The organism is Pseudomonas sp. GM33 (assembly GCF_000282295.1).
GTDB lineage: Bacteria > Pseudomonadota > Gammaproteobacteria > Pseudomonadales > Pseudomonadaceae > Aquipseudomonas > Aquipseudomonas laurylsulfatiphila.
In genome coordinates, this window is sequence record NZ_AKJO01000101.1 from 19,710 (window position 1) to 35,718 (window position 16,009).

The 16,009-nt window shown below is 60.9% G+C and carries 13 protein-coding genes; 5 read left to right on the top strand and 8 right to left on the bottom strand.

The window, feature by feature from the left end; translation table 11 throughout:
- The first annotated feature begins 148 nt into the window (after positions 1-148).
- Positions 149-2,644, top strand: a complete 2,496-nt coding sequence (locus tag PMI26_RS10450) for a putative bifunctional diguanylate cyclase/phosphodiesterase (protein ID WP_007976211.1) — start codon at positions 149-151, stop codon at positions 2,642-2,644.
- 369 nt (positions 2,645-3,013) lie between these two features.
- Positions 3,014-4,339: an OprD family porin gene (locus tag PMI26_RS10445; protein WP_007976213.1), complete on the top strand. Its 1,326-nt coding sequence runs from the start codon at positions 3,014-3,016 to the stop codon at positions 4,337-4,339.
- Positions 4,340-4,537: 198 nt separating this feature from the next.
- On the opposite strand, the gene PMI26_RS31460 is transcribed toward PMI26_RS10445, so the two are convergent.
- Positions 4,538-4,810, bottom strand: coding sequence for a hypothetical protein (locus tag PMI26_RS31460; RefSeq protein WP_007976214.1), 273 nt, complete (start codon positions 4,808-4,810; stop codon positions 4,538-4,540).
- Positions 4,811-4,825: 15 nt separating this feature from the next.
- On the opposite strand from PMI26_RS31460, the gene PMI26_RS10435 reads away from it, so the two are divergent.
- Positions 4,826-5,926 (top strand): polyamine ABC transporter substrate-binding protein, encoded by a 1,101-nt coding sequence (locus PMI26_RS10435; RefSeq protein WP_007976216.1) that lies wholly within the window; start codon positions 4,826-4,828, stop codon positions 5,924-5,926.
- A gap of 190 nt (positions 5,927-6,116) precedes the next feature.
- On the opposite strand, the gene PMI26_RS10430 is transcribed toward PMI26_RS10435, so the two are convergent.
- A complete protein-coding gene (locus PMI26_RS10430) occupies positions 6,117-6,905 on the bottom strand; it encodes an AraC family transcriptional regulator (protein WP_007976218.1) in 789 nt (262 codons plus the stop codon).
- 84 nt (positions 6,906-6,989) lie between these two features.
- Between PMI26_RS10430 and PMI26_RS10425 the strand changes: the two genes are divergently transcribed.
- Positions 6,990-7,988: a bile acid:sodium symporter family protein gene (locus PMI26_RS10425; RefSeq protein WP_033048036.1), complete on the top strand. Its 999-nt coding sequence runs from the start codon at positions 6,990-6,992 to the stop codon at positions 7,986-7,988.
- Between the two features lie 182 nt (positions 7,989-8,170).
- Here PMI26_RS10425 and PMI26_RS10420 read toward each other — a convergent pair whose 3' ends face one another.
- The 6 genes from PMI26_RS10420 to ribBA form a co-directional block, all read right to left on the bottom strand.
- The gene (locus tag PMI26_RS10420; RefSeq protein WP_007976222.1) at positions 8,171-9,886 is read right to left on the bottom strand and encodes an amidase; all 1,716 of its coding nucleotides are present in this window, start codon (positions 9,884-9,886) and stop codon (positions 8,171-8,173) included.
- A gap of 264 nt (positions 9,887-10,150) precedes the next feature.
- Complete coding sequence (locus PMI26_RS10415; RefSeq protein WP_007976224.1) at positions 10,151-11,305, bottom strand: ABC transporter ATP-binding protein; 1,155 nt, start codon at positions 11,303-11,305, stop codon at positions 10,151-10,153.
- A 16-nt stretch (positions 11,306-11,321) separates the two neighbouring features.
- Positions 11,322-12,131, bottom strand: coding sequence for an ABC transporter permease (locus PMI26_RS10410; protein ID WP_007976227.1), 810 nt, complete (start codon positions 12,129-12,131; stop codon positions 11,322-11,324).
- 6 nt (positions 12,132-12,137) lie between these two features.
- Positions 12,138-13,082 carry an ABC transporter permease gene (locus PMI26_RS10405; RefSeq protein ID WP_007976229.1) on the bottom strand — a complete coding sequence of 315 codons (945 nt, stop codon included), beginning with the start codon at positions 13,080-13,082 and terminating at the stop codon, positions 12,138-12,140.
- A complete protein-coding gene (locus PMI26_RS10400; RefSeq protein ID WP_007976232.1) occupies positions 13,079-14,104 on the bottom strand; it encodes an ABC transporter substrate-binding protein in 1,026 nt (341 codons plus the stop codon). The genes PMI26_RS10405 and PMI26_RS10400 overlap by 4 nt, the downstream gene beginning before the upstream one ends.
- A 304-nt stretch (positions 14,105-14,408) precedes the next feature.
- On the bottom strand, positions 14,409-15,518 hold the full coding sequence (ribBA, locus tag PMI26_RS10395) for a bifunctional 3,4-dihydroxy-2-butanone-4-phosphate synthase/GTP cyclohydrolase II (protein WP_007976234.1): 1,110 nt from the start codon (positions 15,516-15,518) through the stop codon (positions 14,409-14,411).
- Positions 15,519-15,588: 70 nt separating this feature from the next.
- Here ribBA and PMI26_RS10390 point away from each other — a divergent pair, with 70 nt between their 5' ends.
- Positions 15,589-15,885 (top strand): DUF1330 domain-containing protein, encoded by a 297-nt coding sequence (locus PMI26_RS10390; RefSeq protein ID WP_007976236.1) that lies wholly within the window; start codon positions 15,589-15,591, stop codon positions 15,883-15,885.
- The last annotated feature ends 124 nt before the right edge of the window (positions 15,886-16,009 follow it).

Sequence of the window (16,009 nt, forward strand, 5' to 3'; positions counted from 1 at the left end):
AAAAATTTCACCATGAAATTCAGCATCGCCAAATGCATTGCTTAGTGTCGAATACTTGGTTGGCGTAGCACTTGAGACGCATAGCTTCTGGTTTCCGAATACCGCTTCTATTGGTCAATTTAGAAGGATTATGTTTGGAGATTGTGAAATGGATTTTTTCGGGAGTAAAAGCGCCGCACAGCACGCCATTCCCAGCCGTTCAAACAAGCCGCGCTCGACCAAATGGCACCGCATGTACTTTTTTCTTGCGGGATTCGACGTGCTGGTTGTTGTGCTGAGCGTGCTATTGAATCACCTGATCGTCGATACCTATCACCGCTCCATCAAGGCAAACCAATCGTGGGTCCAACAGCTGTCGAGCTATTCAACGCTGGGCAGCCTGGCTTCCACAGTCAATGCGCCGGGCAATAATGTGTTCGATACACATCATGTTGAAGCCGAATCGCGGAACATGAATGAAGCCTTGCGCGCCTTCAACGAGCATTTGGCAATGGCCAAAAAGCAGTTGGAAGAACGGATCGCCCATGAGGCTGAACACAGTGCAGATATACAAGCCTTTACCCTTGCATTGAAGGATGAGGTGGGTGCAGTAGATGCCGCGATGGTCGAAATGGTGAACGAGGCCTTGCTGATCTTTTCCTACTTCAGGGAGGGGCAGTCGGATAATGCCGGCAAACGCATGGCAACGATGGACAGGAAGTATGCCCTGTTGCTCGCCTCACTCAGTACCGTGCGCGATCGCGTTGGCCTGATTCAAAGCAAGCTCCTGGAGGAGGAGCTTGAGTCGGTCGAGGAACTGCGCCGGGTCGAATACGCGATCATGGTGTTCGTGCTGTTGATGGTCAGTGCGGCCGTTATCTATGGGGGCAAGATCAGGCGCGAAATGGAGTCGCAAGCCGCGGAAAGGGAAGGTTATCTGGCAGTGCTGCGCGAAAGCGAGATGCAGGCCCGCCAGCAAGCATCGCTGCTGGACAAGGCCCAGGACGCGATTGTCGTTCACGGGATGGATAACCGCATCCTGTACTGGAACAAAAGTGCCGAGCGTCTCTACGGTCTGACAAAGGAAGAGGCACTCGGCAAATCGGCACAGGAGTTGATCTACCAGGGTAGCGCCGCTTTCAATGCGGCCACTAACAGCCTGATAGAAACGGGTGACTGGGCGGACGAAGTTACACTTAGACGCCGGGATGGCCGCACCATCACGCTCGAAAGTCATCGAACCCTGGTGCGAGACGATGATGGCCAGCCGCAATCCGTTCTGTCGATCAATACTGACATCACCCACCGTAAGACCGCTGAGCAAGAGGTCCAGCGTTTGGCTTTCTACGATCAGTTGACCGGGCTGGCCAACAGGCGGCTCATGTTGGACCGGTTACAGCATCTGCTGGCGGGCAGCTCCCGTAGCCTGCATACGAGCGGGATAATTCTCATTGACCTGGATAACTTCAAGGCACTGAACGACACGTTGGGGCATGACAGAGGCGACATGTTGCTGCAGCAAGTTGCTCTGCGCCTTTGCGGCTGCATACGCGAGAGCGACACCGTGGCTCGCCTGGGCGGAGACGAATTCGTCGTCCTGATGGATGGCCTTAATGAGAACCCTCGAGAAGCCGCTATCCAGGCCAAGGCTGTTGGCGAAAAGATTCTCAACGCTCTGAACATTTCCTACCAGTTGGATGGCTATGAGCACCACAGCACCCCGAGCCTCGGCATTGCGCTGTTCCAGGGGCAGTTGAGCACAGTGGACGATATTATGAAGCGCGCTGACCTGGCGATGTATCGAGCCAAGGCGGCGGGGCGCAATACCATGCGCTTCTTCGATCCGGAAATGCAGGCGGTTGCCACGGCACGCGCCAGACTGGAAGTAGACTTGCGCCAAGGCTTACAGAACAACGAGTTCCTTCTTCATTACCAGCCGCAGGTCAATAGTGAGGGCCGTATCATTGGCGCAGAGGCACTGATGAGATGGCAGAATCCTGAGCGCGGAGTCGTGTTTCCAGGCGAGTTCATTCCATTGGCAGAGGAAACGGGGTTGATTCTGCCGCTAGGCCGTTGGGCGCTGCAGGCAGCCTGCGCTCAACTGGTTGCCTGGGCAAAGCATTCGGAAACCGCCCGACTGGGTATGGCTGTGAATGTCAGCGCCCGCCAGTTTCACCATCCGGACTTCGTCGAGGAGGTACTGCAAGTACTGAGACGCACGGGGGCCGATCCGAAGAAATTGAAACTGGAACTGACCGAAGGCCTGCTGATAGAGGATATTGAAGGTACTGTTGCCAAAATGATCGAGTTGAAAGAGATCGGCATAGGCCTTTCGCTGGATGATTTCGGAACCGGCTACTCGTCACTGTCATACCTCAAGAGCCTTCCGCTGGATCAACTCAAGATCGACCAGTCCTTCATCAGGGATGTGCTGGTTGATTCCAACGACGCCGCCATCGCCTGCGCGATTGTGAGCCTGAGCCAGATATTGGGGCTTTCGGTGATTGCAGAAGGTGTGGAGACAGAAGCTCAGCGCACCTTTCTGGTCAAGCATGGCTGCCAGACCTATCAGGGCTTCCTGTTTTCTGCGCCACTGCCAGCCGAACAATTTGAGAAGTACGTTCACGAAAGATCAATGGCGAGCACTGATTTCCCACGGACGTAGACCAAGTCGCCATAACTTCGCAGGTGCCTGGGAACGTCTGCTTTCGGCTGTGGATTCAACCCACTGCCGACGAGGTCGGCAGGATGAAAATCCGCTGCACCGATATGCAAAAACAGTGATCGTCCATACCCCTGCACGACAAGGCTTATCCCTCCACGAAAACTACTTTCACCGCGTTTGATAATAGCCTGCCGAAATGTTTTAAGAGTTTCACAAGCCAGTCAGTCAACCCTCACCTCGAACAATTCGCATCACTCATAGAGCGCGCCTGTTGTCGTGTTCGTGTTGAGCGCTGTTGCGTGGGCGGCAATCGGGTCCTGCCTGGCGGTGAAACCTTCAAAAACGATAAGAAACACCCAGGAGCACCCTATGTTCAAACGCGCGATTCCCACCGCAGTCCTGTTGGCCACCGGTTCGCTGTGTGCACAGGCGGCCGATTCCGCCGCCCATGGTTTTCTTGAAGACAGCAAGGCCAGCCTGTCGATGCGCACGTTGTACTTCAACAGCGACAATCGCGATGGCGCAGCGGAGCCTTCGAAAACCGAAGAGTCGGCCCAGGGCTTCGTGTTGCGCTATGAGTCCGGATTTACCCGGGGCACGCTAGGGTTCGGGCTCGATGCCCAGGCGTTGCTCGGCATCACGCTGGACAGCGGAGCGGGGCGCCACGTCGGTAGCGGCATGATTCCTTCCGACGGCGACGGCGCGGCCGACACCTGGAGCAGCTTCGGCCCCACGGCGAAGATGCGCCTGGCCAGGACTGAATTTCGCTATGGCACCTTGCTGCCGAAGTTGCCGATCCTGCTGGCCAACGATGCGCGTGTGTTGCCGCAATCGTTTACCGGTGCGCAGGTCACCTCGAACGACATCGATGGCCTGACCCTGACCAGCGGTGTGCTCGAGCACGCGGTCGGGCGTGCCTCGACCGACCGTACAGGGCTGTCGGTCGCCGGCAGTACCCAGGACAGCAACAAGTTCTACTACGCCGGCGCTGACTACAACCTCAGCAAAAGCCTCAAGACGCAGTATTACTTCGCGCAGCTGGAAGACTTCTACAACCAGAGCTTTCTCGGCCTGACGCACATTCTGTCTATCGACAGCGCCAGCTCACTGACCACCGACCTGCGCTACTTCCGCACCACGTCCAGCGGTGCCAACAGCACAGCCTCCGGCCGTGCGCAAGGTTATCGGGTATCCGGGTACACCGACGACAACGACGGTGAAATCGACAACAGCACCTGGGTGGCGATGCTCACCTACACCCATGGCGGGCATGCGGTGTCGGTGGGTCATCAACGGGTGGGCGACGGCAGCAACTTCGTCCAGCCCAACCAGGGCAGCCTGGTGGACAAAGGGGCGGGCGGCGGCAGTGTCTACCTGCCCACCGACAAGATGATCCAGAACTTTGCCCGCGCCGGAGAGCAGACGAACTTCGGGCAATACACCTACGACTTCGCGCCCATGGGCGTGCCGGGCCTGAAAGCCTCGATCGCGTATCTGAAGGGCACGGACATCAAGGCGCAAAACGCCAGCGATCAGTCCGAATGGGAGCGCGACATGACCCTGGACTACGTGTTGCAGTCGGGCACGTTCAAAGGGGTGGGGTTCACACTGCGCAATGCCAAATCGAACACCGACGCCGGTCGCAATGTGGACCAGAGCCGGTTCATCATCAACTACACCTTGTCGCTGCTGTAATCACACCACAATCCCTGTGGGAGCGGCGGTGCGGCGATCCGACTTGCTCGCGAAGACGGTGTGCCAGTCGACATCAATGTGTCTGATACACCGCTTTCGCGAGCAAGCCCGCTCCCACAAGTATTGTGGCCGTCCATGGGATTGGCATTCACTGAAGATCAAAACTGTGGGAGCGGGCTTGCTCGCGAAGGCGGTGGGTCAGTCGACACCTCTGTTGGATCTGCCGGCCTCTTCGCGAGCAAGCCCGCTCCCACAAAAATCGATTCGTGGGCTGGCCGCCGCACTGTCGCGCCGCTGATCAATGCGGACAGGTATTTTGGCCGTTTCGATCTCCTTTTGGCCTGACTCACGCTGTGAACCGGCCACGCCCTCGGCAAGAATCACAACCAGAAACTCCACTTCCTTGCCCTTGGCAATTTTCAAGGCCGCTGCCGTGTACAGAACATAAAAACCATCGAACTCACGCCACACTTGGGGAAATGCTCCATGGACTCAATGAAACGCATACTGGGCGCCACCGTTTGCGGACTGTCGCTGCTGGCCAGCGCGGTGCACGCCGAACAGCACGAATTGCGGGTGTACAACTGGGCGGACTACATCCTGCCGTCCGTACCCAAGGATTTTGCCAGGGACACCGGGATCAAGGTGACCTGGGACACCTTCGACACCAACGAGTCCCTGGAAGCCAAGCTGCTCACCGGCAACTCGGGCTATGACCTGGTGGTGCCCTCGAACCAGTTCATCGAAACCCAGATCAAGGCGGGCGTGTTCCAGAAACTCGACAAGTCCAAGCTGCCGAACTGGTCGCACCAGGACCCGGCGTTGCTCAAGCTGCTGGACAAGAACGACCCGGGCAACCAGTACGGCGTGCCCTACATGTACGGCACCGTGCTGATCGGATTCAACCCGGCCAAGGTCAAGGCGGCGCTGGGCGAGAATGCGCCGGTGGACAGCTGGGACCTGGTGTTCAAGCCCGAGAATATGGAGAAGCTCAAGGCCTGTGGCGTCGCGATGCTCGACTCGCCGTCGGAGATCCTGCCGCTGGCCCTGCATTACCTGGGGCTGGACCCGAACAGCCAGAACCCGGATGACTACGAAAAAGCCAAGGCGCTGATGCTCAAGGTCCGTCCTTACGTCACCTACTTCAACTCCGCCAAGTACATGACCGACATTGCCAACGGCGATATCTGCGTGGCCATCGGTTACTCCGGCAGCTTCTATCAGTTCGGCAACCGCGCCAAAGAGGCGGGTAACGGTGTGGTCGTCGACTGGCGCCTGCCCAAAGAGGGCGCGCCGATCTGGTTCGACACCTTCGCCATCCCGAAAAGCGCGAAGAACGTCGCCGAGGCCCACGAATTCCTCAACAACCTGCTGGACCCGAAAGTCATCGCACCCATCAGCGACTTCCTCGGTTATCCGAATGCCAACAAGGACTCGCTGGCGCTGATCAACAAGGACATCACCGGCAACCCGAACCTGACACCGACCAGCGAGGCATTGAAGACGCTGTACGTCGTGCAGCCATTGCCGCAAAAGCTCGAGCGGGTGCGCACGCGGGTGTGGACCAGCATCAAGTCCGATCAGTAACACCGAGAGTCGAACACAAATCCTGCGGGCGGCGAACATCCATTGTGGGAGCGGGCTTGCTCGCGAATGCGGAGTGTCAGTCAAGAATGTGTTGACTGACACTCCGCATTCGCGAGCAAGCCCGCTCCCACATTTGATTGATGTCGAGCACAAATCCCATGCCCGCTCCCACAGGTTGTACGGTGCAGGCCTAGCGGAAGAACTCCCCCGGTGTTTCACCAAACTGCTGACGAAACGCCGCGATAAACGCCGACGTCGAGTCGTAGCCACAAGCCAGCGCCACGTCGGTCACGCGCTCGCCCTGTTCCAGGGGTGTCAGGGCGCCGAGCAGGCGCAAACGCTGACGCCAGGCGCGAAAGGTCAGGCCGGTGTCGCGCAGGAACAGGCGACTGAGGGTTTTCTCGGTGACGCCGAATTGCTCGCTCCAGTGACTGAGGGTGGTTTGTTGCTCGGGGTGCGACTCCAGGCTTTGCGCGATTTGCCGCAATCGGCTGTCCTGGGGCAGGGGCAGCATCAGGTCGATCTGCGGGGCCTCAGCCAACTGATCGAGAATCACCTGAGCCAAGCGGCCGTGCGCACCGTCCTGATCGTATTCCACCGGAATCTGACTGAAGGCACGGATCAACTCGCGCAACAGATCGCTGACCGCCAACACATGACAGCCCGGCGGCGCCCAGGTCGAGACGCTGCAATCGATGTACAGGCTGCGCATTTCCGTGCGCGGCGAACTGAACACCCGGTGCGGCATGCCCGCCGGAATCCACACCGCACGCTCCGGCGGAGCGACGAAGCGCCCGACGCCGGTCTGGATTTCGAGCACGCCCGCAATCGCATAGGACAACTGCACCCACGGGTGGCTGTGGCGCCGGGTCAGGGCGCGATTGGGCAGCGATTCGGTACGGCCGTAGAGCGGCCTGGGCAGGCTGGAAAGCCCGGGAATACTGCGCCGGATACTTTTGTCATGTCCTTTAGGCGGCATCGGTGGGCTCATCGGCGTTAGTCGGTAATATCCAGTCACGTTAGAGTCGCTTTCATGTACTGGCAACCCCCGGATGATCAACCCATGACGCGCCCCCGTTTGTTACCCGACAACTTCACCCTGACCCTGATCGGCGTGGTCGCGCTCGCCAGCCTGCTGCCTGCCAGCGGCCAGGTCGCGGTCGGTTTTGGCTGGCTGACCAACATCGCCATTGCGCTGCTGTTTTTCCTGCACGGCGCCAAGCTGTCCCGCGAGTCGATCATTGCCGGTGCCGGGCACTGGCGCCTGCATTTGCTGGTGTTCAGCCTGACCTTCGTGCTGTTCCCGCTGCTCGGCCTGGCGCTCAAGCCGCTGCTGTCACCGCTGATCGGCAACGACCTGTACATGGGCATGCTCTACCTGTGTGCGCTGCCCGCCACGGTGCAGTCGGCGATTGCCTTTACTTCGCTGGCGCGGGGCAACATCCCGGCGGCGATTTGCAGCGCGGCGGCGTCCAGCCTGTTCGGGATTTTCCTCACGCCCTTGCTGGTGACCCTGCTGCTCAATGTGCATGGCGAAGGCAGCTCGACCCTCGACGCCATCCTCAAGATCAGCGTGCAGTTACTGCTGCCGTTCATTGCCGGGCAGATCGCGCGGCGCTGGATCGGCAACTGGGTGGGGCGCAACAAGAGTTGGCTGAAGTTCGTCGATCAGGGTTCGATTTTGCTCGTCGTCTACGGCGCGTTCAGCGAGGCGGTGATCGAAGGCCTCTGGCACCAGATTCCGTTGCTGGACCTGGTCGGGCTGGTGGTGGTGTGCTGCGTGGTCCTGGCGCTGGTGTTGGTGGCCTCGACCGTACTGGGCAAGGCGTTCGGCTTCAATCAGGAAGACCGCATCACCATTCTTTTCTGCGGCTCGAAGAAAAGCCTGGCGACGGGTGTGCCGATGGCGCAGGTGTTGTTTGCCGGTAGCACCATTGGCGTGTTGATCCTGCCGTTGATGCTGTTCCACCAGATTCAACTGATGGTCTGTGCGGTGCTGGCGCAGCGTTTTGCCAATCGGCCGGAATCGATTCCGGAACTGATGGCTCAGGTCGATCCCTGAAAACCCGGGGAACCTGTAGGAGCCAGCCTGCTGGCGATGGACTCAAGTGCGCCGCGTTTATCCAGCTCACCCGCGTTATCGTTAACGACCATCGCTGGCAGGCCAGCTCCTACAAAGGACCGCGTTTATCCAGCTCACACGCGTTATCGTTAACGACCATCGCTGGCAGGCCAGCGCCCGCATCAGCGCTTGTCAGCCGCCAATGGCGGGGTGCGCGGCGGGATCATGCGTTTGTTCCCGGTCGACTCGAACGCCGATGCCAGGTGCAGCAACGACGAGTCGTCATAGGCGCGCCCGGCAAACGTCAGGCCGACCGGCATGCCGATGTCCGGCATCACGCCCATTGGCACGGTGACCGTTGGCACGCCGAGGTGACGGATGGCGAGGTTGCCGTTGGCGACCCATATACCGTTGCTCCAGGCGATATCCGCCGACTGCGGATCGACATCGGCATTCGCCGGCGCTACATCGGCGACCGTCGGGAACAGCACCGCGTCAAGGCCCAGGCGATCCATCCAGTCTTCCAGATCGAGCTTGCGGGTCTTTTCCAGTCCGCGCAGGCCATCGGGCACTGTGCTGATCTGGTCCCACGGTGTGATGCCGCGCTCGGCCATGCGCACGTATTCGTCCATGCCGGCGACCAGGTCGCCCTCGCGGTTGGGCAGGGTGCCCGGGTCGTGAGGGAAGATCTGCGGGCCGTCGACATCGACCAGGCGATTCAATTTCGGATCGCCGTTGGCCTGCAGGAAGTCATCGAACGCCCAGGCGGTCAGGTCCCACAGTTCATGGTGCAGGAATTCCTTGGAGACGATGCCGCGATTGAACACGGTCGGCGCGCCAGGGCGATCGCCTTCGCAATTGGAGACCAGCGGGAAGTCCACGTCGATCACTTGCGCACCGGCGTCTTCGAGGGCCTTGCGCGCCTGTTCCCACAGACCGATCACCGAAGGACGGGTAATGATGCGCTGGCCGGTCGGGCCACCGATGCCCGGTGCTTCGGAGGTGCCGGCTTCAGGGTCGGCGTTGATGTACATGCGCGGAATGCCGAACTTCTTGCCCTTGAGCGCTTCGCTGTTCGCCGCCAGTGCGGCATAGGATTGCGGGCGTACCTCGGACGATTTCGGAATGGGCACCCAAGGCTGCAAGCGCCACAGGTCACCGCGGGTATCCGCGTCATCGGCCACCACCACATCGAGCACTTCGAGCAGGTCGGCCATGGTCCGGGCAAACGGCACGACCACGTCCATGGTCGGGGTCAGCGGCCAGTTGCCGCGTACCGAGATCACGCCGCGCGACGGGGTGTAGGCGCACAAACCGTTGTTCGAGGCCGGGCCGCGACCACTCGACCAGGTTTCTTCCGCCAGGCCGAAAGCCGCGAAACTGGCTGCAGTGGCCGTGCCGGCACCGTTCGACGAACCGGAGGCGAAAGGGGCGGTGAGGTAGCCGGCGTTGTACGGGCTCTCGGCACGGCCGTAGACGCCGCGCTGCATCCCGCCGTTGGCCATCGGCGGCATGTTGGTCTTGCCCAGGCAGATAGCCCCGGCGGCACGCAGGCGTTCGATGGTGAACGCATCGCGATAGGCGACCAGGTCCTTGAAGGCCGGGCTGCCGGAAGCGGCGGTGAGGCCCTTGACCAGATAACTGTCCTTGGCGGTGTAAGGGATGCCGTCCAGCGGACCCAGCGTCTGGCCCTTGGCGCGACGGGCGTCGGCGGCCTGCGCTTCAGCGAGGGCCTCGGGGTTGCGTACCACCACCGCGTTCAGTGCCGTGGGCGTCTCGGGACCGTCATAGGCGTCGATCCGCGCGAGATAAGCCTGGACCAGTTCAACCGAGGTGGTCTGGCCGGATTCGAGCGCGGCGCGCAGCTCGGCAATGGAAACTTCGGTAACTTCGATCATGCTGCCACCGCCGCTTGCAGGTGGAGGGTCCCAAACACTTCACTTTTCTCGAAATGGACTTTCATATCGTTATTCTCGTTGCACTGTGTGGCACGACAGGGTCGGGTGTTAAAAATACTGAGCACTATTTAGCATTAAACCGGGATTTTAGGAATCCGTTGTCCAATTTATCTTACAGGCGACAGAAAAAAGGCCACCACAACCCGACGTTGTGGTGGCCCGAGGGTGACTCATTATAGTGGCCCGCGCGCGCAGGCCAATGGATCAGTGAGCGCCGGCAGCCTTGTTCAGGTCGCTTTCGGCCCATTCGGTGTAGACGCAGGCGTCGGCGGTGGCCCAGCGCACCCGCACCGGGTCGCCGGCCTTGAGCGGCATGCCGGCGGCGGACAGTGCCTTGACCGTCATCGAGGTGCCGCCGGCAGTGATCACGCTGCAGGTCTGGCTTTCGCCGAGGAACAGCACTTCCACGACCTTGGCCGAGACTTCGTTCCAGCCGGCGGCCAGCGGTTCGGCCAGGGCTTGTTCATTGCTCAGGGCCAGGGCTTTTTCCGGGCGTACCATCAGCAGCACGTCCTGATCGGTTTGCAGACTGGCGGTGAGACGGATCGACAGCGGTTGCCCCTCGAAGGTCGCCACCGCATTGCCCTGGGCCTTGAGCTTGAGGAAGTTGGAGTTGCCCAGGAACGAGGCGACAAAAGCGTTCGGTGGGTTCTGGTACAGGTCGTAACCGCTGCCCAGGCCAACGATCTTGCCGTGGCTGAAAATCGCGATGCGCTGGGACAGGCGCATGGCTTCTTCCTGATCGTGGGTCACGTAGACAATGGTGATGCCCAGGCGTCGATGCAGCTGGCGCAGTTCATCCTGCAAGTCTTCGCGCAGTTTCTTGTCCAGCGCACCGAGGGGTTCGTCCATCAACAGGATGCGTGGCTCGTAAACCAGTGCGCGGGCGATGGCGACGCGTTGCTGCTGGCCACCGGACAGTTGCGAAGGACGGCGATGGGCGAATTGCTCAAGCTGCACCAGCTTGAGCATTGCATCGACCCGGCGCTCGCGTTCGGCCGTGGCCAGTTTGCGGATGGTCAGCGGGAAGGCGATGTTGTCGCGCACCGACAGGTGCGGGAACAGCGAGTAGCGCTGGAACACCATGCCGATGTCGCGCTTGTGCGGCGGCACGTTGACCAGCGACTGGCCGTTGACCAGGATCTCGCCGCTGCTCGGCGTTTCGAAGCCGGCGAGCATCGACAGCGTGGTGCTTTTGCCCGAGCCGCTGGAGCCGAGGAAGGTGAGGAATTCACCGTCCTTGATGTCCAGCGAGATGTTGTCCACGGCGGCAAAGTCGCCGTAGTGCTTGTTCAGGTTACGCAGGCTGACCAGGGGTTTGTCATTTTGCTGCGCGGAATCTTTGATCACTGCACTCATGTCGTACTCCTGGCGCTCAAGCGCTGATTTCGTTGCGCCGGCGCAGAGCGGCGGCGATCACCATGACCAAGACCGAGAGGCCGATCAGCAGCGTCGAGGCGACGGCGATCACGGGCGTCAGGTCCTGGCGCAGGGTGGTCCACATTTTCACGGGAAGGGTTTGCAGGGTCGGGCTGGCCATCATCACGCTCAGCACCACTTCATCCCACGAGACGAGGAAGGCGAAGAGGGCGCCGGCGACCATGCCCGGGCGGATCGCCGGGAAGGTCACCTTGAACACCGCTTGCAGGCGCGAGGCGCCGCAGATCACCGCCGCATCCTCGATCGACTGATCGAACAGCTTCAGCGAGTTGATGATCGAGATGATGGTGAACGGCAACGCCACGATCACATGGCTGACCACGAAGGCGAACATGGTCCCGGTGTAACCCAGTTTCAGGAACAGCGCGTACACCGCCACGGCGATGATCACCAGGGGCACGATCATCGGCAGGGTGAACAGGCCGTAGAGCATTTCGCGGCCGGGGAAGCGGCCGCGCACCAGGGCGAACGCGGTCGGCAGGCCCAGCGCGACGGCGAAGAACGTCGTCAGCACCGCGACCTTGAGGCTCGCCATCGCCGCGTTCATCCAGTCGGCGTTGGAGAAGAACTGGCCGTACCATTTCAGCGTCCAGCCCGGCGGCGGGAACACCAGCCATTGCGACGAACCGAACGACAGCAGCACGATGAACACGATCGGCAGCAGCAGGAACAGACCGATCAGCCCGGTGGTGGCATAGAGGCCGAAGCGCATCCGGCGGCTCATGGCATTGGGGGTCAGGAGCATGACGGCTTACCTCGCGTTGCTGGCGCCAACCGGGGATTCCGGCTGGAGCTTCAGGTAGAAGTAGAACAGCACCAGCGTGATCACGATCAGCAACGCGGCGCCGGCGCTGGCCAGGCCCCAGTTGAGGAACGACTGCACCTGCTGAATGATGAACTCGGGCAGCATCATGTTCTGCGCACCGCCCAGCAGCGCCGGGGTCACGTAGTAACCGAGGGACATCACGAACACCATCAGGCCACCGGAGAACAGCCCCGGCCGGCACAGCGGCAGGAACACCCGGAAGAAGTTGGTCCAGGGGCTGGCGCCGCAGATCGAACCGGCCTGCAGGATCATCGGGTCGATGGCCTGCATGGTCGCCTGCAACGGCAGCACGATGAACGGGATCATGATGTAGCTCATGCCGATCACCACACCGGTGAGGTTGTGCACCATCTCCAGCGGTTGATCGATGATGCCCATCGCCATCAGCGCCTTGTTGATCACCCCGGAGGCTTGCAGCAACACCAGCCAGGAGTAGGTGCGGGCGAGCAGGCTGGTCCACATCGACAACAGCACGATGTTGAGGATCCAGCGCCCCCAGCCACGCGGCACCAGGGTGATCGCCCAGGCCAGCGGGAAGCCCAGCAGCAGGCTGAACAGCGTGACCAGGCCCGCCACCGAGAAGGTGTTGAGCAACACCCGGGCATAGGCCGAGTTGGCGAACAGTTGCTCGTAGTTGCCCAGGCCCGGCACCGGCTCAAGCACGCCGCGCAGCAGCAGGCCAATCAGCGGCGCGAGAAAGAACAGGCCGAGAAACAGCAGGGCGGGGACCAGGTTACTGGCGCCACGCCAACGCTGTTTCAGCGACGGCGAGGGTTGCTTTGCAAGGGGCTGGCCGACTGCCGGACCGGCAGCGCCGATGGCGCTCCCGGAGGCCGTGGAAGGTCGAGGCGCGGTTGCCGTCATTTTCATTTGACCAGCCATTCGTTCCACCGTGTCGCAATGGCCGGACCGTTCTTGGCCCAGTATGCGAAATCAAGAGTGATCTGATCCTTTGCGTAGGCCGTCGGCAGGTTCGGGGCCAGCGCCGAGTCCAGGCGCGCCACGCTGTCGACGTTGACCGGGGCGTAGGCGGTCAGGTTGGAGAAGTCGGCCTGTCCCTTGGCGCTGCTGGCGTTGGCCAGGAACTTCATCGCCGCGTCCTTGTTTTTCGAACCCTTGGGAATGACCAGGATGTCGGCCATGACCAGGTTCTGCTTCCAGCTTACGCCGACCGGGGCGCCGTCTTCCTGCAGGGCATGAATCCGGCCGTTCCAGAACTGGCCCATGCTCGCTTCGCCGGAGGCCAGCAGTTGCTGCGACTGCGCGCCGCCGCCCCACCAGACGATGTCTTTCTTGATGGTGTCGAGTTTCTTGAACGCGCGGTCCAGGTCCAGCGGGTAGAGCTTGTCCGCCGCTACACCGTCGGCCAGCAGCGCCAGTTCGAGGACGCCAGGGCTTGGCCATTTGTAGAGGGCGCGTTTGCCGGGGTAGGTCTTGGTGTCGAACAGCGCGGACCAGTCCTGAGGCTTGTTGGCGCCGAGTTTGCCTTCGTTGTAGCCGAGGACGAAGGAGAAGAAGAACGAGCCGACGCCGTGATCGCTGACGAAGCGCGGGTCGATCTTGTCGCGATCAATGACTTTGAAATCGAGGGGTTCGAGCAAGCCTTCGGCGGCGGCGCGCAGGGCGAAGTCGGCTTCGACATCGACCACGTCCCATTGCACGTTGCCGCTTTCGACCATGGCCTTGAGCTTGCCGTAGTCGGTCGGGCCATCCTGCACAACGGTGATGCCGCTGGCCTTGCTGAACGGATCGGCCCAGGCCTGCTTCTGCGCATCCTGGGTGCTGCCGCCCCAACTGACGAAGTTGACGCTTTCAGCCGCCAGCAATGCCTGGCTGGTGACGCTCAGCAGTCCCGCAAAAAGTACTGCGGTCGCACGTTTGTTCAACACCATTTTCACGCCCTCATTGTTGTGTTTATGAGCGGGGCCTTCGAGTGCCCGCCTATCGGGAGCAGTAGGTCCGTCGAGTCAGTGCTGACTGTTCGGTCTATGGAATATCATATTATGGTATTCCAAACTTTGTGCAAGCACTTTGCCGTACCGGCTATCAGCCAAAAGTGGTTTTTCAGTGTCGACGCATTCCCCCTGTGGGAGCGGGCTTGCTCGCGAAGAGGGAGTGTCAGTCGACATCTCTCTGTCAGACATACCGCTTTCGCGAGCAAGCCCGCTCCCACAGGGGATTGCATTCAGCCGAGGATCATTCGGTGAATGGAATGCTCTCCACCACCTCCAGGTCATACCCGGTCAAGCCCGCATACTTCAACGGCGGTCCCAGGTGGCGCAGCTTGCCGACACCCAGGTTCTGCAGAATCTGCGCGCCGGTGCCCACCTCCGAATAAATCCGTGACTGCGAACGGCTGAACTGCCGCGGCGGCTGGGTCAATTGCGGCACGCGTTCCAGAAGCGCCTGGGAGGATTCGTGATTGGCCAGCACCACCACCACGCCGTGGCCTTCGGCGGCGACACGCTGCAAGGCGGCCCACAAAGTCCAGTTGGTCGGCCCGCTGTATTCGGCGCCAACCAGGTCGCGCAACGGATCGATCACATGCACGCGCACCAGCGTCGGCTCATCGCGGCGCAGATCGCCCATGACCATGGCCATGTGGACACCGCCTTCGATGCGATCCTCAAAGGTGATCAGACGGAAGGTGCCGTGCACCGTCGGCAAGTCACGTTCACCGATGCGCACGATGGTGTGTTCGGTGCTCAGGCGGTAGTGGATCAGGTCGGCGATGGTGCCGATCTTGATCCCGTGCTTGCGCGCGAACACTTCCAGGTCGGGGCGGCGGGCCATGGTGCCGTCGTCGTTCATCACTTCGACGATCACCGAGGCGGGCGTATGGCCGGCCAGGCGGGCCAGGTCGCAACCGGCTTCGGTGTGGCCGGCGCGGGTCAGCACACCGCCTTCCCGGGCGCGCAACGGGAAGATGTGCCCGGGTTGCACGATGTCGGCAGGACCTGCGTTGGCGGCGACGGCGGCGGCCACGGTGCAGGCACGATCGGCGGCGGAGATACCGGTGGTCACTCCGACGGCGGCCTCGATGGACACGGTGAACGCGGTGCTGAACACGCTGCCGTTGCTCGGCACCATTTGCTCCAGGCCCAGGCGTTTGCAGTGTTCGTCGGTCAGGGTCAGGCAGATCAGGCCACGGGCTTCACGGGCCATGAAGCTGATCGCCTCGGGTGTGCAGCAGTCGGCGGCCAGCAACAGGTCGCCTTCGTTTTCCCGGTCTTCATCGTCGACCAGCAGGACCATTTTGCCGAGGCGGTAATCTTCGATGATTTCTTCGATGCTGTTGAAGGCCATGCTGGAGTCTCGGTGTTTGTGGGATGAGTAATGTGGTATACCATAATACAAAACAAATCGAGAGGTCACTATGAAGGCGTACTGGATTGCTCACGTGGATGTCACTGACCCTGATCAGTACAGCCAATACACCCGGCGGGCGCCACAGGCGTTTGCCCTGTATGGCGGTCGGATTCTGGCGCGGGGCGGGCGTAGCGAGGCGATGGAAGGTCGGGCGACGCCGCAGCGTAGTGTGGTGATCGAGTTCGATTCCTATGAGCAGGCGGTGGCGTGCTATCACTCGGCGGTGTATCAGGAGGCGCGTGGGTATCGTGAGGGGGTGGCTTTGGCTGAGGTCATCATTGTCGAAGGCGTGGCGCCGCTTTGAATTGCGAATGTGTACATATCCGTTTCTTCGGTAACGGCGGCTGGCGGTTTCGCCCTTACGGCGACTCACTTTTTTACAAGCGCCTAAAAAAGTAAGCAAAAATCACTCGCCCCTTACGTACGGC